At 62.4% G+C, this 17,335-nt stretch carries 16 protein-coding genes and 1 pseudogene; 13 read left to right on the top strand and 4 right to left on the bottom strand.

The annotated features are described in order from the left end of the window. Positions 1 to 50: 50 nt before the first annotated feature. The 3 genes from NKI73_RS27745 to NKI73_RS27735 are packed head-to-tail and all read left to right on the top strand — an operon-like array spanning position 51 to position 2,582. Positions 51 to 803: an ABC transporter permease gene (locus NKI73_RS27745; protein WP_352634422.1), complete on the top strand. Its 753-nt coding sequence runs from the start codon at positions 51 to 53 to the stop codon at positions 801 to 803. Continuing rightward, the gene (locus NKI73_RS27740) at positions 800 to 1,567 is read left to right on the top strand and encodes an ABC transporter ATP-binding protein (RefSeq protein ID WP_352634420.1); all 768 of its coding nucleotides are present in this window, start codon (positions 800 to 802) and stop codon (positions 1,565 to 1,567) included. Before NKI73_RS27745 ends, NKI73_RS27740 begins: the two co-directional genes overlap by 4 nt. After that, complete coding sequence (locus NKI73_RS27735) at positions 1,560 to 2,582, top strand: ABC transporter substrate-binding protein (protein WP_352634418.1); 1,023 nt, start codon at positions 1,560 to 1,562, stop codon at positions 2,580 to 2,582. The genes NKI73_RS27740 and NKI73_RS27735 overlap by 8 nt, the downstream gene beginning before the upstream one ends. Before the next feature lie 196 nt (positions 2,583 to 2,778). Here the strand turns inward: NKI73_RS27735 and NKI73_RS27730 are convergent, their stop codons facing one another. From NKI73_RS27730 to NKI73_RS27720, 3 genes are read right to left on the bottom strand one after another with little or no spacing between them, the layout of a single operon-like run. After that, positions 2,779 to 3,444: a hypothetical protein gene (locus tag NKI73_RS27730; protein ID WP_352634417.1), complete on the bottom strand. Its 666-nt coding sequence runs from the start codon at positions 3,442 to 3,444 to the stop codon at positions 2,779 to 2,781. 47 nt (positions 3,445 to 3,491) lie between these two features. Further along, positions 3,492 to 7,682: a tetratricopeptide repeat protein gene (locus tag NKI73_RS27725; RefSeq protein WP_352634416.1), complete on the bottom strand. Its 4,191-nt coding sequence runs from the start codon at positions 7,680 to 7,682 to the stop codon at positions 3,492 to 3,494. 57 nt (positions 7,683 to 7,739) lie between these two features. After that, positions 7,740 to 7,889 carry a hypothetical protein gene (locus tag NKI73_RS27720; RefSeq protein ID WP_352634415.1) on the bottom strand — a complete coding sequence of 50 codons (150 nt, stop codon included), beginning with the start codon at positions 7,887 to 7,889 and terminating at the stop codon, positions 7,740 to 7,742. Positions 7,890 to 8,415: 526 nt separating this feature from the next. Between NKI73_RS27720 and NKI73_RS27715 the strand changes: the two genes are divergently transcribed. Continuing rightward, positions 8,416 to 8,994 carry a hypothetical protein gene (locus tag NKI73_RS27715; RefSeq protein WP_352634413.1) on the top strand — a complete coding sequence of 193 codons (579 nt, stop codon included), beginning with the start codon at positions 8,416 to 8,418 and terminating at the stop codon, positions 8,992 to 8,994. Positions 8,995 to 9,243: 249 nt separating this feature from the next. Then, positions 9,244 to 9,404, top strand: a pseudogene (locus NKI73_RS27710) (DUF3309 family protein). Between the two features lie 231 nt (positions 9,405 to 9,635). Here the strand turns inward: NKI73_RS27710 and NKI73_RS27705 are convergent. Continuing rightward, positions 9,636 to 9,893, bottom strand: a complete 258-nt coding sequence (locus tag NKI73_RS27705; protein ID WP_023814060.1) for a hypothetical protein — start codon at positions 9,891 to 9,893, stop codon at positions 9,636 to 9,638. Between the two features lie 73 nt (positions 9,894 to 9,966). Between NKI73_RS27705 and NKI73_RS27700 the strand changes: the two genes are divergently transcribed. The 8 genes from NKI73_RS27700 (at position 9,967) to NKI73_RS27665 (ending at position 17,081) form a co-directional block, all read left to right on the top strand. After that, positions 9,967 to 10,236 carry a DUF982 domain-containing protein gene (locus NKI73_RS27700; RefSeq protein WP_352634411.1) on the top strand — a complete coding sequence of 90 codons (270 nt, stop codon included), beginning with the start codon at positions 9,967 to 9,969 and terminating at the stop codon, positions 10,234 to 10,236. 232 nt (positions 10,237 to 10,468) lie between these two features. Further along, the gene (locus tag NKI73_RS27695; RefSeq protein WP_352634409.1) at positions 10,469 to 11,194 is read left to right on the top strand and encodes a GntR family transcriptional regulator; all 726 of its coding nucleotides are present in this window, start codon (positions 10,469 to 10,471) and stop codon (positions 11,192 to 11,194) included. Between the two features lie 3 nt (positions 11,195 to 11,197). Further along, positions 11,198 to 12,238 (top strand): ADP-ribosylglycohydrolase family protein, encoded by a 1,041-nt coding sequence (locus NKI73_RS27690; protein ID WP_352634408.1) that lies wholly within the window; start codon positions 11,198 to 11,200, stop codon positions 12,236 to 12,238. Beyond that, positions 12,235 to 13,197, top strand: coding sequence for a PfkB family carbohydrate kinase (locus NKI73_RS27685; protein ID WP_352634407.1), 963 nt, complete (start codon positions 12,235 to 12,237; stop codon positions 13,195 to 13,197). Before NKI73_RS27690 ends, NKI73_RS27685 begins: the two co-directional genes overlap by 4 nt. 40 nt (positions 13,198 to 13,237) lie before the next feature. Continuing rightward, the gene (locus tag NKI73_RS27680; RefSeq protein WP_352634405.1) at positions 13,238 to 14,299 is read left to right on the top strand and encodes an ABC transporter substrate-binding protein; all 1,062 of its coding nucleotides are present in this window, start codon (positions 13,238 to 13,240) and stop codon (positions 14,297 to 14,299) included. A gap of 66 nt (positions 14,300 to 14,365) precedes the next feature. Beyond that, entirely contained in the window at positions 14,366 to 15,229 is an 864-nt protein-coding gene (locus tag NKI73_RS27675) for an ABC transporter permease (RefSeq protein WP_352634403.1), read from the top strand. Beyond that, positions 15,229 to 16,017 carry an ABC transporter permease gene (locus tag NKI73_RS27670; protein ID WP_352634401.1) on the top strand — a complete coding sequence of 263 codons (789 nt, stop codon included), beginning with the start codon at positions 15,229 to 15,231 and terminating at the stop codon, positions 16,015 to 16,017. Before NKI73_RS27675 ends, NKI73_RS27670 begins: the two co-directional genes overlap by 1 nt. Next, the gene (locus NKI73_RS27665; protein WP_352634399.1) at positions 16,017 to 17,081 is read left to right on the top strand and encodes an ABC transporter ATP-binding protein; all 1,065 of its coding nucleotides are present in this window, start codon (positions 16,017 to 16,019) and stop codon (positions 17,079 to 17,081) included. Before NKI73_RS27670 ends, NKI73_RS27665 begins: the two co-directional genes overlap by 1 nt. The last annotated feature ends 254 nt before the right edge of the window (positions 17,082 to 17,335 follow it).

The raw sequence follows: 17,335 nt of genomic DNA, 5'->3' as shown, positions 1-17,335 counted from the left end.
CAGTCGCTTCGCGCCCGATCGCGAGCCTTCTTGTCAAGGCGGTACCGGCGATGATGTCGGTCGGACTGCTCCTGCTGGCCTGGGAGCTTTATGCCACCTATTCCGGCATCAAGCCGACGATACTGCCGGCGCCATCGCGCGTCCTCGCGCAAGCGATGCTCAATCGCGAGGCGCTGGTCGACAACGCCGTTCCGACTATCCGCGCCACGCTGCTTGGCTTTGCCTGTTCGCTCAGTGCCGCCTTCGCGCTGTCGATGCTGGTCGACTTCTTCCAGCCGCTGCGCCGCGCGTTGTTTCCCGTCTTCATCGTCAGCCAGACATTGCCGCTGGTGGCGATCGCGCCGCTTGTGGTGCTGTGGTTCGGCTTCGGGCTGGCGCCCAAGATCATGCTGGTGTCGCTGGTCACCTTCTTTCCGATGCTGGTGGCGTTGGTCGAAGGTTACGAGTCGACCGAGGCCGAGATCGGCCAGATGCTGCGCGCCATGGGAGCAGGGCGCTGGCGCGTCTTCGTGCTGGCGCGGCTGCCTTCGGCGCTGCCTTACTTCTTTGCTGGCCTGAGGATCTCCATCACCTATGCCGTGGTCGGCGCTATCTTCGCCGAATATGCGGGTGCGGCGAAGGGCTTGGGCATCTATATGCTCAACGCCAAGAACAATTTCCGCCCCGACCTGGTGCTGGCCGCCGTCGGCGTCAGCGCAGCGCTTACACTTGTCCTTTTCGGGTTGACTGTACTGTTGCAGCGCCTTGCCATGCCTTGGGAGCACGCCGGCAACGAAACCGCCGGGAAGGGGCCGTGGCGATGAGCCGGCTCGAGCTGCGGCATCTTCGCAAGGCGTTCGGTGGGCTCGACGTGCTGGCCGATATTTCGCTGAGTGTCGGCACTGGTGAATTCGTCTCGATCCTTGGGCCCTCGGGCGCCGGCAAGTCGACGCTGTTCCAGCTTCTGACCGGCACCGAGCATGGCGAGGGCGAGATGTTGTTCGACGGCGCGCCCCTCGATGACCACGGCAGGCATTTCGCCTTCATGCCGCAACGCGACGCGCTGATGCCGTGGCGGCGCGTCCTCGACAACACGACGCTCGGGCTCGAAGTGCAAGGCATCAGGCGCAAGGCGGCGCGGGCACGTGTTGCGCCGCTGTTTGCCGAGTTCGGGCTCGCTGGCTTCGAGCGGCATTTTCCCGCTCAGCTGTCCGGCGGCATGCGCCAGCGCGCGGCCCTGCTGCGCACAGTTGTGCAGGAGCGCGACATGCTTTTGCTCGACGAGCCATTCGGCGCGCTCGACGCACTGACGCGCACCGCGATGCAACGCTGGCTCGAGCAGATGTGGCGTCATCACCGCTGGACGGCGCTGCTGATCACCCATGACGTGCGCGAAGCCGTGTTCCTGTCCGACCGCATCTACGTGCTGTCGGCGCGCCCGGCCCGCATCGTGCGTGAAATCAAGGTCCCGCTGCCGCGCCCGCGCAGCCTTGGCGGCGATGCCGCGCGGAAGGCAAGCGCGCTCGAGGCCGAGATCCTCGACACCATCCTCAACCCGCACCAATCCAAAGGACACGACCATGACTGACTTGACGCGCCGGCAGGCTTTGCTGCTGACCCTCGCTACCGGCCTTCCCTTGATTGCCGGATCGGGGCGAGCCTGGGCACAATCGGCGGCGCAAAAAGTCACCGTCGCACTCGACTGGACGGTCAACACCAATCACATCGGCCTGTTCGTCGCTCGCGACAAGGGGTTCTATTCCGAAGCTGGACTCGAGGTCGAGATCCTGCCTTACAGCGATACCGGTGCTGGCACGCTGGTCGCCAACCGCGTCGCCGATTTCGGCATCAACGGCACGATCAGCCTGTTCACCCAGAAAACCGCCGGGGCCGACTTGAGAGCCGTCTATGCCGTGGTGCAATCCGAAACCGGCCGCGTGGTTTTCAATGCGGCACGCAGCGAGATCAAAAGCCCGAGGGACCTTGACGGCCTGACTTATGGCGGCTTCGGCAGCGCCTGGGAGAACGCACTGATCGGCACCATCATCCGCCACGACGGCGGCAAGGGCAATTTCGAGACGGTGACGCTCGGCACCTCAGCCTATGAGGCGCTGGCCAATGGTTCGGTCGATTTCACGCTCGAAGTCTCGACCTGGGAGGGTGTCGAAGCCGAGCTCAAGGGCGTCAAACAGCGCAGTTTCGTCTATGCCGATTACGGCGTGCCCGACGAGCACACGACACTGATCTCTTCGAGCGAAGCCTATCTCCAGGCAAATCCGAAACCTGCCGCCGCCTTCGTCCAGGCAACGCGGCGCGGCTACCAGTTCGCTGTTGATCATCCCGATGAGGCGGCAGCCCTATTGGTCGCCGCCAATAAGGACACGCTGACCAATCCGGCACTGATCGAGGCTTCGCTGAAGATGCTGGTCGACGGCCATTATCTGCGCAGCCAAAGCGGCGCCATCGGGACGATGGATCCGGCCAAGATGGAAGCGATCGGCGACTATCTCTTCGCGTCCGGAATCCTGCGCGATGCCGATGGCAAAGTTCTGACACAACGCCCTGATTTCGCGAAGTATTTCAGCAATTCAACCCTGGGGTAGGGAGCCAATCGGGTCTTCGACCTTCGAGGAAATGGCTGGCCAGCCAAAGAAGCTCACGAGGTGCGGCAGCTCTACGTCAGACCCACAGATCAGCAGACCCGACCAATTCAATTCCGGACGATCTCATAGAGCAGAGTGGTTTTGATGTGTCGCCCGGGTTCACCCTGCAGCGACAGGGCGGCTGCGTAGAGTTTTGCTACGGCTGGCAGAGACCTTCGAATTCCCGACTGACATTGGCAATGGCAGTCATCTCGGCGGGAGTGCCGCCAGCGTTGATGAAAGCGTCGGCCAGCAGCGACCAGTCTCCGTCGCTGGCAGCGGCGGCCGGCAGACTGCCATTCTTCGCTGCGCCGAAAGCGTGGAACAGGGTGGCGCCGACCTTGTCCATGTCGATCAGGAAATCCTGGTCCGGCGTGCCGAGCGCATCCGGCCCTTCACGAAGGTAGTTGTTGCAGATGGCAGCGGTTTCCCGCGCCATGACATGGTTGAGCATATCCGATTGTGCACGCAGCGCTTCGGCGGCGTTGCCGTCCGGAGCCGAGGACAGCAGGGATGCGTATCTTCGCCTGAGATCGGCGACAGCCATCCTGCTCGTATTTCGCACCTGATCGACATTTCCAAGTCTGGCCATGGCCGTGATTTTTTCCACGACGACGTCGTAGTCGTCTGGAAACTCCTGCTTGATTGCCTTGAAAATCTGGCTTCCTTGGCTCTCAATCTGTTCGCTTACCTGAGCTGTGGTCAGCATCTGTGGATCGGGCGAGCCCGCCACCGTCTGGTAAAGATATTTGCCGCCGGCAAAGCCGAGCGCCCAGGGCAATACCTTTATCGCAACAAACGACAAAGCGGCGACCGCCGCCACACCAAAGCCTTTCCAACGTCCCATCCACCGGCCCTCCCTGACCCTGTCTAGTTCGCGCCGAGGCTCCGCGCCTTCTTGCGGTCGGCTTCGGCGCGCTTTTGGTTACCCTTGGCGTCCCACGCCCTGCTCCGCACTTTATAGGCGGCGGCGAAATCCGGTTTGAGCTTTATCGTCTGGCTCAAATCGGCGATGGCCCCGTCATAATTCGCCTTGCCGATCCGAATCACCCCCCGGCCCAAATAGGCAAAGGGATTCTTCCCGTCGAGGCTGAGCGCCTTTTCGAAATCACGTAACGCTGCGACGTCCTCATGCCTGCCCATCAATATAAGGCCTCGATGGGCATAGACCCTTGCGTCCTTGGTATTGAGACTGATGGCCTTTCCGTAGTCAGCAAGCGCTCCGTCGTAATCTCTTTGGAAACCGCGGTTCTGACCACGGTCGTAGTAAGTCTCGGCAAAATTCGGATTGAGCGTGATTGCCTGACTGCAATCGGCGACGGCATGAGCGTAGTCGCTCTTGGCCTCCCAGACCATTGCTCGGGCCAGATAGGCGTCGTGGAATGCGGGAAAGAGCGCAATCGCCTTGTCATAAAGCGCTATGGCGCCGTCATAGTCGTCCCTCTCGTGCAGCGTCCAGCCCTTGCTGAACGCCTGCGCAGCCGGCGAAGCGTTACTTGGCTTGATCGCCCCCTCGCCAGCCTGGCCAGCGGCTTCGCCTGATGTCTTTGAGGCGTTCGCCGCTGCCGCAGCCTTGCGGCCTTTGCGGGCAATGGCCAGCTTTGGGTCGAGCTTGAGTGCCTGGTCGTAGTCGGCGATGGCCTGATCGTAGTCGCCCTTGGCGAACCAGGTGCTGCCGCGCCCGAAATAGGCAGGTGCGTAGCCAGGTTCGATTTCGACCGCGCGGTTGTAGTCGGCGATGGCACGATCCAATTCGTTCTTCTTGCCCAAGGCGATGGCGCGGCCGAGGTAAGCGTCGAAATAGGTCGGATAGAGTTCGATCACCTTGCCGTAGTCATCGATAGCACCATCGTAGTCGCCCTTCTCGGCGCGCGACAGTCCTCGCCCGACATAGGCTGCTGCCTTTCTTGGATCGAGCGCGATCGCGCGGCTGTACTCAGCAATCGCGCGATCGTATTTGCGCTTCGTGTAGAACGCATCGCCGCGATCCATGAAAGCCTTGAGGTTCTTGGGATCAGAGCCGACAGCATCAGGCGCGGCGGCCCCTTTCTTTAACGCAGTCACCGCCGCCTTGCGGGCGACCGCGTAATCGCGGTTGCCCGGATTGAGTCCTATCGCCTGGTCGAAGTCGGCAATGGCGCCGCTGTAGTCCTTGTTGTCGGCCCTTTCTATGCCACGTCCATAATAGCTGGGAGCATCCTTCGGATCGATTTCGATCGCCGCCGAGTAGGCTGTGATCGCTCGCCCGGCGTCGCCCTTGACGTGCCAGGCCATGCCTATGCAGAAATAGGCATCCAGCAGTTTCGGATCGACCATGGCCGCCCGGCCGCAATCGAGGAGAGCACCTTCGGCATCCTCGGACGTGGCCTTGGCCATGCCCCGGCGAACATGGGCAGAGAGCAGGTCCGGTACGAGCCGGATCACCTGATCATAGTCGGCAATCGCCCGGTCATACGCTCGCTTGGCGGACCAGGCATTGCCGCGGCCAAAATAGGCGAGGGGGCTGTCGGGGTCGAGCGCGATCGCCTTGTCATACGCGCCGACTGCCTGGTCATACTTGCCCGCATTCGACAGACTGTCGCCGTGCTGTACCGCGGCAAGAACGCGCGGGTCTGTCGCCTGGACGAGTTCCGCCATCCTGACGGCGGAACGCTTGCCGCCGGACTTGGCGCTATTGCCGGCGTTCCGCGGAGTGGCACGTTTGGTGCCAACCGCGTCGTCCTGTCCCAACGCCGCCAACGCCGCCTTACGGCTGACGAGGTAGTCCGCATTGTCGGGGTCGAGCTTGATTGCGTGGCCGAAGTCGGCGATAGCCTCGTCATAGTCCTTCCTGTCGGCTCGCGCCATGCCGCGCCCATAGTAGCTGGCGTCGTCCTTCGGATCGATCTCGATGGCTACCGAATAGGCAGCGATCGCGCGCGCCAGGTCGCCCTTGGCGTGCCAGGCCATGCCTTTGCAGAAGTAAGCGTCGCGCACCTTTGGATCGAGTGTTGAAGCCCGGTCGCAGTCGGCGAGAGCGCCATCGATATCGCCTGAGGTGACCTTGGCGAGGCCGCGGCGAGCATGCGCCGACGCCATATTGGGGGCGAGGTGGATGACATTGTCGTAGTCGGCGATCGCCCGCTCGTAATCGCGTTTGGCTGCCCAGGCCTTGCCGCGGCCGAAATAGGCGAACCGGTTGTTCGGATCAAGTGCGATCGCCTTGTCATACGCGCCGATTGCCTGGTCGTATTTGCCCATATCCAGGAAGGCGTCACCGCCCAGGATCGCTTCCAGGGCGCGCCAATCGGTTGACTCCAGGGCCTTGGCTGCCAGCGTGTCTTCCGTGGCCGCCATGTCGGAAACGGCGGCTTGGGGTTCTGGCGCATCCGCAGGCGCGGGCGCCTTGCCTTCGACGTTCGCATCATGTTCGCGACAATTTCCCGTCCGCTCCGGGTCGAGTTCGATGGCGTGCCGGCAATCCGCCGCCGCCCCGGCTAGATCTCCCTTCAGCGTCTTGGCGCGACCCCGGCTGAAATAGGCATCGGCATTGTCCGGATCGAGGCTGATAGCGCTGTCGAAATCGAGAATAGCGCCCTCGATGCCATACTTGGACAGCCGCACCATGCCGCGCTCGACCAGGATTTTGGCGGCGCCAGAATCCCCGATCTCTTCCCCTGCAGCGGATGCGGCTGGCTGGACTTCGTCTGCGACCTGTTCATTGCAGGTACCTGTCCGTTTCGGATCGAGCTTGATCGCCTGCCTGCAGTCGGCGGCAGCAATCACATAATCTCCTACAGACGCGCTGGCCAGGGCGCGATCGTAATAGGCGTCGGCATTGTAGGGATCGAGCCGGATTACAAAGCTGAACGAGTCTATGGCGGCCCCGACATTCCCTTGTATCTGCTGGTCCAACCCCTGCTGCAGATTCCAGGCAATGGCGGCGGAATTGTCCTGCCGCGGAATGGCCATCGCTTCCTCCCCAGGCAGAGCTTCGCCGCCCATCATCTGCTCGTTGCAGGCGTCGGCCCGTTTCGGGTCAAGTTTTGTCGCTTTTCGGCAGTCGGCGGCGGCGCGGTCCAGATCGCCCTTGCGCGTCAGCGCCAGCGCACGGCCGAAATAGGCGGCGGCATCCTTCGCGTTGAGGTCGATCACCTTATCGAAATCAGCTATGGCGCGATCATCGTCGCCTGTATTCGTCCAGGCGACGGCTCTGTTATAGTAGCCATCCGCACTGCCGGGGGCGATCTCAACCGCCCTACTGGCATCGGCAAGCGCGCGCGGCCAGTCGCTCTTGCCAATCCAGGCTGCGCTTCGATTGGCATAGGCGTCGACGCTTTCCGGATCGAGGCTGATGGCATGGTCGAAATCAGCTATCGCAAGGTCGTAGTCGCCCTTGGAGGCGTGGGCGATGCCTCTGTTGACATACACTGTGGCGTCTTGTGGATCGAGGCGGATCGCCTCGTCATATTCGGCGATAGCCCTGTCATGGTCGCCCTTGCGTTGCCAGGTGGCGCCGAGACTGTTGTGCGCCTTGTTGTTTTGCGGATCGACCGTGAGCGCCTGCTCGAAATCGATAATGGCCGCGTCGGTCTTGCCTTTGCGAAAAAAGGCAAGGCCACGGCTGTAGTAGGCATCGCCGGAGTCGGGCTCGAGGCTGATGGCGACGTTGAAATCAGCGATGGCGCGGTCGTTTTCCTCCTTGCAGTACCAGGCAGCCCCGCGATTGAAGTAGGCCGAGGCCTCTCTGGCATCAAATGTGATCGCCTCGCTGTAGTCGGCGATCGACCGGTCGTAGTCGTGCTTGTCGTCCCAGGCGAGGCCGCGATGGAAATAGGCGATAACACGGTTCCGCGACGGTTCCGTGTTGTCCTCGGCAATCGGCGTGCAGGCGGCGATGAGCTGGTCGGCAGCGATCTTGCGGTCGCTGAAGCAGACGGCATAGTCCTTGCCGGCGGCGAGCGCGACGGCGTTCAGAGCGAGAATGAGCGCAAGCCCAGCCAGCCAACCCGGGCGCAAAACCCTCACCAGCAAGCACGACCCGACCGCAGCGGCAACCTGCCGCGCACCTTTGCTCGTCATCTCGCTGGTCCTCCCCCGAAAACCTGGTCCGCTTCAGCGGCAATCGCGCATTGTTCCTTATTTGTTCCAGAATGCAAGCATAAATTGCAATGGAGCAGAGCCAATCTGCACCGCAGTGCCTTCGGCTTGCGTGCGTTTGGGACGTTGTGCGTTCAATGCCGATCTGATCTTGTTGATTAACTGCCCGGCAATGGCCGGCACTTTCACGAGGCCTCCCGCCCATCCTTCACTTGTGATGCGGTAACGCGTGAGGCGATCGCCTGGTGCGTCGCCGCAAGACCTGGCGGATGTCATGCCTTCCGGGCAGATTGTCTGCCTGATGCAGTACCCTTGCCGCTCGCGTTCGGCCGCCGACAAGCTCTGGTCAGATCGGAGCCATCGTGGCGGCGATGCTATCCTTGGCCAAGGGCTGTCTCTGACGCCATCGGTGATGCTGCCTCAACTATCAGAGCAGAATTCCAGTCATGAGGGATGGAATTTTTAGGGTTTTACAGAAAATCGTTTTTTGGCTGCCTCGTAAATGTATATCGACGATACCCGCACGTTGATATATTGCACTAGTGAAATTTGTATTTAAATTTTACTATTATTACGAATTCGCAATTAAAAAAACAGACACCATAATTTGTGCTATAAGATATCAATCTGAAACTTAAGCCAACCTGTTTCGTAGATAAACTTTGCAATCGGCTTCTCGCCGACTGCCCTAGCGTAACGACAACAGGAGAGTGTTATGGCTTTTACGATCAAAACAGTCGCCAGTGTGTTGGCAGGCAGTGCAGTAGTCCTGGCCCTTTCCCTGCCGGCAAATGCCGCAGGACTTGGTATTGGCGTCGGCGCCTCGGTGGGTGGAAGCGGCGGTGTCAATGCCGGCGTCGGGGCCTCCGTTGGCGGCAGCGGCGGCATCAATGCCGGTGTGGGCGCCTCGGTCGGCGGCAGCAGTGGCGTCAATGCTGGTGCCGGTGCCAATGTTGGCGGTTCCGGCGGCATCAACGCCAGTGTGGGCGCCAATGTCGGAGGGTCTGGCGGCATTACCGCCGGTCTCGGCGCCAATGTTGGTGGCTCGAGCGGCGTCGGCGTTGGTGTCGGCATCGGCGGCGGAACCAACCCGAGCAACCCGAGCAATCCAAGCAATCCCGGAAATCCGGGTAACCCTGGTACTCCGGGACATCCGAACCTGCCCGGTGTCGTCGCCGACATGTCGGATAGCCAGTTGGCGCGGATGAAGAAGCGCTGCGTCGATGTTCTCGGCAGTTCCGGGGTCTACGACCGCGACCTGCGCCAGCTTTGCCTGCTGATCGCACGCCGCTGACACCAGGAGCGCCGGGATCGGAAGTGCCGAACCAGCCGTGAGGCTTGACCGCACTCTCCTGGCCTCCGGCCGGTTGGAAAGCCCGCCATCCTTGGCGGGCTTTCTGCGTGGTTACTCGTGGGTCTTTCCCGTGCGGCACCGTTGCACGGGGTGGAACGCCAATCCTTTGAAAGTGTTCACATCCTCTGCAACATCCGAATAGGGCGATGTTGAAACCGGCGCGAGAGCGCCTACAGGAACGGGAGGATCATGAGCCTTGGAACCATTCTCATCATTATCCTCATCATTGCGCTGCTTGGCGGCGTCAGCGGCTTCGGCGGCCCTTCTATGGCACCGGCAACGATGGCGGCGGCGGCCTCGGGCTCGTGTTGTTCATCATTATCGTGCATGTCGTGCTGGGGCGGATTTAGCCGCGCTCGATCATCTCGGGGTGATCGCAATCTCGTGACCGGCTCGATAACCCGCGCCCACCGGATTGTGATGCGTGCAGGTCTGCTTGTGATCCGGCTTGTTTCAAAATTTTTGTAGGATGGTCGCGGTCCACACCCCCCGTGGAAACAAGAGGAGAGGGTCCCACCCCTTGTCCTCCTCCAAGGCCCGCTCCGGTTCACCGTGGCGGGCTTTTGCTTGGCGCCAATAGATTACTCCATGTCAGGTACATCGCCGCTGACGAAGAGGGTGTTCGGCGGGCCGTATTCGCCTAGCGTCGGATCGGCCTCGCGGCTCCATGCGATGACGCCGGCATGCTTTGCCGCCAGAGCCCTGGCGGTGCGTATGGCGCGGTCTTCGCTCTGTTGGTCGGCGGGTCCAAAGGCTGGAAACAATTCCCCATCCTCGCCGCGATCGAACGCAACCACGACGATCAGCCTGGGATTTTTCTGGCCACTGGAATCAGACATCTTGCACCTTTGGCGCGAAACCTATCACAATACAGGGAATTGGGTCGGCACGTTCGATTCCGGAGGTGGGGTGGTGCAAGACCAGCGTTTCGATGAGCCGATCAGGATTGCGCTCGGTCGGTCGCGAAACTCGATCTTCAACGTGGAGAGGGTCGCTCAGGCTGCCGACATCCTGATGAACCGCTGGCCGGTTGCCACAGGGCAAAGGCACATGGTTGCCCGCAAGGTCTGCCTGGCCGTGCTTGAGGGAAAGAAAGAAGCTTCGGCGGCACGGGCGGCGTTCATCAACGCCGCGATCGAGGCGGATATCCTCGTTGAGCCTCGTGAAGTGTCGATGCCGTAGCCTGCTCGGCCAAAATTGAATCAAGATTTGCCTCTATCCTGTTGATTGATTGCGGTCTTTTCAGCGATCGGTGGTCGGCTTTTCCAAGCCCATATTTGACCGTCCTGTCGGCGCGCTTCGCGGGCATTTCGAAATTTTCTGCCTCGTCTCGCTTGCCATAGGCATCCGTTGACACGGCATCCGTGTCTCTGTATTGAACAGGATTATACAGGTTCATTGAACAGGTACCCATATGAAGCGGCGCTCGGTTCAACTGTCTCCAGGCACGGGCAAGCCCGAGCAGATCGCCACCGTCCTCGAACATGAGATCCGCTCCGGCGTTCTCGGTTTCGGCGACCGCCTTCAAAGCGAGAACGAACTCGTCCAGCGCTTCTCCGTCAGCCGCAATACGGTCCGCAAGGGCCTCGAGGAACTATCCAGCCGCGGGCTGATCACCACCAAGGTCGGCATCGGCTCGTTCGTCACCTTCGACGGCAAGCCGGTCGATGACGCCATCGGCTGGTCGCGGGCGCTGGCCAATGCCGGCGCCAACGCCGAGACGCGGACACTGCGGCTGGAGGTCATCGAGGACATCGATCTGGCTGCGCTGCTTGGTATCGAAAGCCCGCTCTTCATCGCCGTCGACCGGGTGCGCACCAACGCCAGCGATGGCCATGCGATCTCCATCGAGCGCAGCCGGCTGCCCCTTTCTCCCGAACTGGAGGACGTGCCGCTGCGTGGCCTGCGCGAGGGCTCGCTGCACCAGACGCTGCGCGCCGCCGGCCTCTTTCCCGACCATGGCGAGGAATGGGTGGAGATCGAGATGCTCAACGCCGAGGACGCCACTATCCTCGGCTGCCCGCAAGGCACGCCGTTCCTGCGCGGCCGCCGGTTGACACGCGCCGTCGACGACCGGCCGATCGAATATGTCACCAGTCTGCTCAACCCGGCGCATTTCGCGCTGCATATGAGGTTCTGAGCGATGCCGGACACAGCCAAGGACCCGCTCGATCGCGCCATGGGCGCGCTTGTCGGCGGAGCGCTGGGAGATGCACTCGGCATGCCGACACAACTTTTGTCGCCGGCCCGAATTGGCGAACTCCACGGCCATGTCGAGGATTTCATCGCGCCTTTCGCCAATCATCCGGTGTCGAAGGGACTGGCTGCCGGCACCATCACCGACGATACCGAACAAGCGCTGCTGCTCGGCCGCATTCTCGTCGAATCCGGCGACCGCTTCGACCATAAGCGCTGGGTCAATGCGCTGCTCGACTGGGAACGCGAGGTCAAGGCGCGCGGCAGCTATGATCTTTTGGGACCGTCGACCAAGCGTGCCATCGACGCTATCAACAATGGCGTGCCTGCAGAGGAAGCGGGACGCAGTGGCGACACCAACGGTGCGGCCATGCGCATTGCCCCGGTCGGCATCATGATGCCGCTCGAACCATTGGGGGCATTCGTCGACAAGGTGGCGGAGACCTGCCGGGCGACGCACAACACCTCGATCGCCATCGCCTCCGCCGCCGCGGTTGCTGCCGCCGTCAGCCGCGGCATCGCCGGCGGGGACTGGCGCGATGCTTCCGCCAGCGCCGTCGCGGCGGCGAGGCGGGGGGCGACGCTCGGCCATTGGGTCACCGGCGGCGACATCGCCGCCCGTATCGTCTGGGCACAGGACATCGTGAGCGGCAAGGCGACGAAGGACGCGATCCGGCTGATCACCGATCTGGTCGGCACCGGCGTCGCCAGCCAGGAATCCGTTCCGGCTGCCTTCGCGGTGCTGGAAGTCGCCGGCGGGGATCCATGGCAGGCGGCGGTCATCAGCGCCAATCTCGGTGGTGACACCGACACGATCGGCGCCATCGCGGCCGGCATGGCCGGCTCCTGCACCGGCTTTTCCCGATTGCCGCAACAACATATCGCGCGGCTTGTCGGCATCGACATGTCAGAGGTTCGCGCGCTTGCAGCCGACCTCGTGACGGCACGAGTGGCGAAAATCGGTTCCAGCAAGGACGCGGCGGGATGAGCGGGCGTCTCGTCCATATCGGCAGTGCCGTGGTCGATTATGTCTACCGCATCGACGCCTTGCCGGCGCCCGGTATGGAAAAGACGGCGTCGAGCTTCGCCCAGGTTGCTGGCGGCGGCTTCAACATGATGGTCGCGACCAGCCGCACCGGTATGCAGGTGGTGTTCGGCGGCCAGCTCGGCTGCGGGCCGAATGGCGACTTCTTGCGTGCTGCGTTCGCCGCCGAGGGCATCGAGACACTGACGCCGCCATCGCCCTTGATGGACAGCGGCAATTGCGTCGCCATGATCTCGAGCGACGCCGAACGCACCTTCGTGTCGTGGCCAGGTGCCGAAAGTGTGCTCAGCCTCGACCTGATGGCGCCGGTGACGGTCGCGCCTGATGATTGGGTGTTCATCTCCGGCTACACGCTGAGCTATCCCGGCAGTCGCGATGCGCTCACCGACTGGATCGAGGCACTGCCGGACGAAACACCTTTCGTCTTCGACCCGACGCCGGTCGTCACGGACATTCCGCGCCCGATCCTGTCGCGGGTACTCGCCCGCACGACATGGCTGAGCTGCAACACGACGGAGGCGGCCGAGATTGCCGGCCCGGGCGATATCGAGGCTGTCGCGGCACGGCTTCTGGACGACCATTGTCCGCAGGCTGCCGGCGTGGTCATCCGCGCCGGGGCAAAGGGCTGCCACGTGCGGTTGGCCGACGGGTCAGCGCAGACCATTGCCGGCTACACGGTCACCGCCATCGACACCAACGGCGCCGGCGACACCCATATCGGGGCTTTCGTCAGCGCGCTGGCACGCGGTACCCCACCCTTCGAGGCAGCGCGCTATGCCAATGCGGCGGCGGCTATTTCGGTCACCCGCCATGGCGGCTCGTCGGCGCCGACCGATGACGAAATCCAGACATTCCTGAGCCATGTCGATGATCACGGGCATGGCCGGAAGCAAGAGGCTTAAACAAGCCCCGCCAAGCGGGCAAACAATGAGAGGAACGAACATGCGCATGCCCAGACTGACCGCCCTGCTGACGGCGACTGCCGTCATAACCTCCGTACTCACGCCGGCCGCAAGTGCCGCCGAAATACATGTGCTCAACTGGAAGGGCTACGGCACCGACGAGCCGTGGGCCGTCGAGGCTTTCGAAAAGGCGACCGGCAACAAGGTCGTCAACGACTTCTTCAATTCCGAACAGGAGATGCTGACCAAGATCCGGACCAATCCCGGGCTCTACGACGTGGTCATGATCAATGCCGCCTTCAACGACCAGGCGATGGACGGCAAGCTGATCCAGCCGATCGACGTCTCCAAGTTGCCGAACTACGCCGACATCAGCAAGGACAAGGCGGGATCGCCAATGCTCGTCCATGACGGCAAGGTCTATGGCGTGCCGTGGGTGTGGGGCCTGACGGCGCTCGCCATCAACGACAAATCCTTCGACAAGCCGCCGACGAGCATTGCCGAGATGTGGGATGCCGCGCACAAGGGCCGCGTCGTCATTCGCGACGACGCCGTCGAGGCGGTGCAGTTCGGCGCCATCGCCACCGGCCAGAACATCAATGACATCAAGGATATGGACGCGGTCAAGACGAAGCTGACTTCGCTGATGCCGCAGATCAAGACCTTCTGGAGTTCGGAGAACGACTGGAACCAGATGGTCGCCTCCAACCAGATCGACATCGGCACCTACTGGAGCGGCTCGGCCGATCGGGCCAAGACGCATTTCAAGCTGCCGGTCTCGCTGGTCGTGCCGCAGGAGGGTGCTGTCGCCTGGCTCGACGCATTCTCCATTCCGGTCGGCGCCAAGAATGTCGCGGGAGCCGAGGCCTTCATCAACTATATGATCGACCCGAAATTCTATGTCGAATGGGTCACCAAGGTCGGTGCGCCGGTGTCGGCCAACGCCAAGGCGGTGGAAGCGCTACCCGAGGATGCCTTCAACCGCAAGGTCATGGGTGACCCGGAAGTGGCCAAGCGCATCCAGTTCCAGGCGCCGATAACCGACGCGCAGCGCGAAGCCTATCTGGCGCTGTGGCAGCAGCTCAAGGTCGACGTAAAGTAAAGCTCACATCCGGGCCAGCCGGCGGTTCGCGCCGGCTGGTTCTTCAATCCTGGGGAGGAGGGTATCATGGCAGCTGCAACCGCGTCGCGCAGCCGGCTGAGATCGGCGTTGCCGCTGCTGGCGCCAGCCTATGTCTGGCTAACGGTGGCGATCTTCCTGCCGCTGTCGGCGATGGTCTTTTTCTCGTTCATGACCGAGTTGCCGCTGTCGGGAAAGCCGTGGGCATTCACCCTTGGCAACTATGCCGCCTTCTTCTCGCAAAGTCTCTATCTGACGCTGCTGCTGGCCTCGCTGCGCCTTGGCCTCGAAGTGACGTTGTGGTGCGTCGTCATCGGCTATCCGGCGGCTTACGTGCTCGCCAAGGTGCTGAAGGGGCGCAGCCGCGAGGCGATCTTCCTGCTCGTCATCCTGCCGTTCTGGTCGAACGGGCTGGTGCGCATCTTCTCCTGGGCGATGGTTTTGCGCGAAGGCGGCATCCTCGACACCGCACTCAACGCCGTGCTGCCGTTCAAGATCAACATCGACCTGATGTATTCCTATCCGGCCGTCATCATCGGACTGGTGCACTCCTATGTGCCCTACATGGTGCTGACCTGCTATCTCACGCTCCAAGCGATCGATGACTCGCTGATCGAGGCCGGGCGCTCGCTCGGCGCTTCACGGCTGCAGGTGCTGAAGCGGGTGATCATCCCTTTGTCGATGCCGGGGCTGGTGGCGGGCGCGGCGCTTATCTTCGTGCCGGTCGTGGGCTCATTCATGGAGCCGCGCATCCTTGGCGGCCGCACCGGCACTTTTTACGGCACGGTCATCGAGGACCAGTTCGTCGCCGTGTTCAACTGGCCGCTTGGGGCGGCGCTCTCCTTCATTCTGCTGGCGGTGGTGCTGGTCATCCTGGCGGTTGCCTCGCCGGTGCTGCGGAGAGCCGTGTGATGATGACGGCCCGCATCCTCGAAGGGCTCGGCCGGTTCTACGTCGGACTGCTGCTCGCCTTTCTCTATCTGCCGATCATCATCATGGCCCTGATGTCGTTCAACGTCTCGCCCTTCTACCAATTGCCGTTCGAATGGACGACCGAATGGTACGCCTCGCTGTGGCGGAACGACCAGCTTATTGCCGCGACCTGGAACAGCGTCGAGATCGCCATCATCACCACCATCATCTGCACCGTGCTCGGCTCGGCGGCATCATTGGCGCTCTATCGCTATGAATTTCGCGGCAAGAAGTTCCTGCAGGCGCTTTTGTTTCCGCCGATCGCCATACCGTGGCTGATCACCGGCACGGCGATGCTGATCTTCTTCTTCGGCATCGGCATCGGCCGCGGCCTGCACGCCATTCTTCTCGGCCATGTCGCGCTGGCGCTGCCTTATGTCATCGTCGTCGTCTCGGCGCGGCTGCAGACCTTCGCGCCGGAATTGGAAGAGGCGGCGCGCTCGCTCGGCGCCAACCAGTGGCAAGTGACGCGGCGTGTCACGCTGCCGTGGATCATGCCCGGCGTCATCGCCGGCGGGCTGTTTGCGTTTGCCGTCTCGTTCGACCAGTTCGTGGTGTCCTATTTCCTGGCGACACCGGGGCAGACGACACTGCCGGTCGAAATCTACGCCGCGATCCGCAAGGGTTTCACGCCCGAGATCAATGCGGTCTCGACGATCATCATCGTGGTGTCGATGGCGCTGATGCTGCTGACGGCGCGGTTCTTCAAATTCGGCGGAGAGAAATAATGGCTGGCGTGCAGGTATCGAACATCTCGCGCAGTTTTGGCGCGCACAAGGCGCTGGACGATGTCTCCATCGATTTCGCCGACGGTGGCTTCTATGCGCTGCTGGGGCCATCGGGCAGCGGCAAGACGACGCTGCTGCGCCAGATCGCAGGTTTTGATTTTCCAGACTCCGGCCGCATCACCATCGGCGGTGAGAGCGTCGAGCGGGTGCCGGTCGAAAAGCGTCGCATCGGCATGGTGTTCCAGAACTATGCGCTGTTTCCCAATATGAGCGTCGCCGACAATGTCGCCTTCGGCCTGTCGGTGCGCGGCGAGGCCAAGGCGATCATCGCTACCGAGGTGCAGCGTGCGCTCGACCTGGTGCAACTCGGCAAGCTCGGTGCCCGCCGGCCACATCAGCTGTCGGGCGGCCAGCGCCAGCGCGTCGCGCTCGCCCGCGCCATCGTCACCAAGCCGCGCGTGCTTTTGCTCGACGAGCCGCTCGGCGCGCTCGACAAGGCGCTGCGTGTCGATATGCAGATCGAACTCAAGCGCATCCAGCGCGAGATCGGCATCACCACCATCTTCGTCACCCACGACCAGGAAGAAGCGCTGACGATGAGCGACCGCATCGGCATCCTGCGCGATGGCAGGCTGGTGCAGGAGGGGCCACCGGAGGAGATCTACGACCGGCCGAAGAGCGAGTTCGCCGCAACGTTCCTCGGCGACGCCAACATCTTTCGCGGCGACAGCACTGGCAACGGCATCCGGCTGCCGGACGGCACGGCGATCGCCGCCGGGGCCGGTGCTCGCCTTGCCGCTGGTGCCAAGGCGAGTTGTGCGGTGCGGCCCGAACGCATCCGTATTGCTACTGATGGCGGGGCTTCGGATGGCAACGCCAACATGCTCAAGGGGCAGGTCTCCAAGCGCATTTTCGCCGGCAACAACAGCACATACTTCGTCGACCGTGCTGGCCAGACGCTGAAGGTCATCGTGCAGAACACCGGTGCCGACAGACTGGCGGAGGGCCAGGAGGTGGTGCTGCGCTGGTCGCCTGAGAGTACGGTGCTGATTGCGCCGGGCTAGTCGACGCGGTTCGATAGATGGGACTGTTGGCGTTCCTTCGCACCCCCCCTCTGTCCTGCCGGACATCTCCCCCGCAAGGGGGGAGATTGGCCGTCATCGATGTTTTCGCAAATCTCCTACATTGCAAGAATGAGTGCCGGGGTCGAAGCTGCCAATCTCCCCCCCTTGCGGGCAGGGCTATCGCATATGAGTAAAGAGGCGGAGGAGGTCTTGGTCGGCCCATCGTGCTTTGAGTCGTTTGTGGCTGAGCGGGA

Origin of the sequence: Mesorhizobium sp. M0496 (genome assembly GCF_040321205.1) — a bacterium.
GTDB lineage: Bacteria > Pseudomonadota > Alphaproteobacteria > Rhizobiales > Rhizobiaceae > Mesorhizobium.
This window is presented reverse-complemented; position numbering and strand designations above follow the sequence as displayed.

Excerpts from the sequence above, each read along its gene's own strand:
- NKI73_RS27745 (WP_352634422.1), top strand. The coding sequence starts at position 51 with ATGATGTCGGTCGGACTGCTCCTGCTGGCCTGGGAGCTTTATGCCACC.
- NKI73_RS27740 (WP_352634420.1), top strand. The coding sequence starts at position 800 with ATGAGCCGGCTCGAGCTGCGGCATCTTCGCAAGGCGTTCGGTGGGCTC.
- NKI73_RS27735 (WP_352634418.1), top strand. The coding sequence starts at position 1,560 with ATGACTGACTTGACGCGCCGGCAGGCTTTGCTGCTGACCCTCGCTACC.
- NKI73_RS27725 (WP_352634416.1), bottom strand. The coding sequence starts at position 7,682 with ATGACGAGCAAAGGTGCGCGGCAGGTTGCCGCTGCGGTCGGGTCGTGC.
- NKI73_RS27715 (WP_352634413.1), top strand. The coding sequence starts at position 8,416 with ATGGCTTTTACGATCAAAACAGTCGCCAGTGTGTTGGCAGGCAGTGCA.
- NKI73_RS27705 (WP_023814060.1), bottom strand. The coding sequence starts at position 9,893 with ATGTCTGATTCCAGTGGCCAGAAAAATCCCAGGCTGATCGTCGTGGTT.
- NKI73_RS27695 (WP_352634409.1), top strand. The coding sequence starts at position 10,469 with ATGAAGCGGCGCTCGGTTCAACTGTCTCCAGGCACGGGCAAGCCCGAG.
- NKI73_RS27690 (WP_352634408.1), top strand. The coding sequence starts at position 11,198 with ATGCCGGACACAGCCAAGGACCCGCTCGATCGCGCCATGGGCGCGCTT.
- NKI73_RS27685 (WP_352634407.1), top strand. The coding sequence starts at position 12,235 with ATGAGCGGGCGTCTCGTCCATATCGGCAGTGCCGTGGTCGATTATGTC.
- NKI73_RS27680 (WP_352634405.1), top strand. The coding sequence starts at position 13,238 with ATGCGCATGCCCAGACTGACCGCCCTGCTGACGGCGACTGCCGTCATA.
- NKI73_RS27675 (WP_352634403.1), top strand. The coding sequence starts at position 14,366 with ATGGCAGCTGCAACCGCGTCGCGCAGCCGGCTGAGATCGGCGTTGCCG.
- NKI73_RS27670 (WP_352634401.1), top strand. The coding sequence starts at position 15,229 with ATGATGACGGCCCGCATCCTCGAAGGGCTCGGCCGGTTCTACGTCGGA.
- NKI73_RS27665 (WP_352634399.1), top strand. The coding sequence starts at position 16,017 with ATGGCTGGCGTGCAGGTATCGAACATCTCGCGCAGTTTTGGCGCGCAC.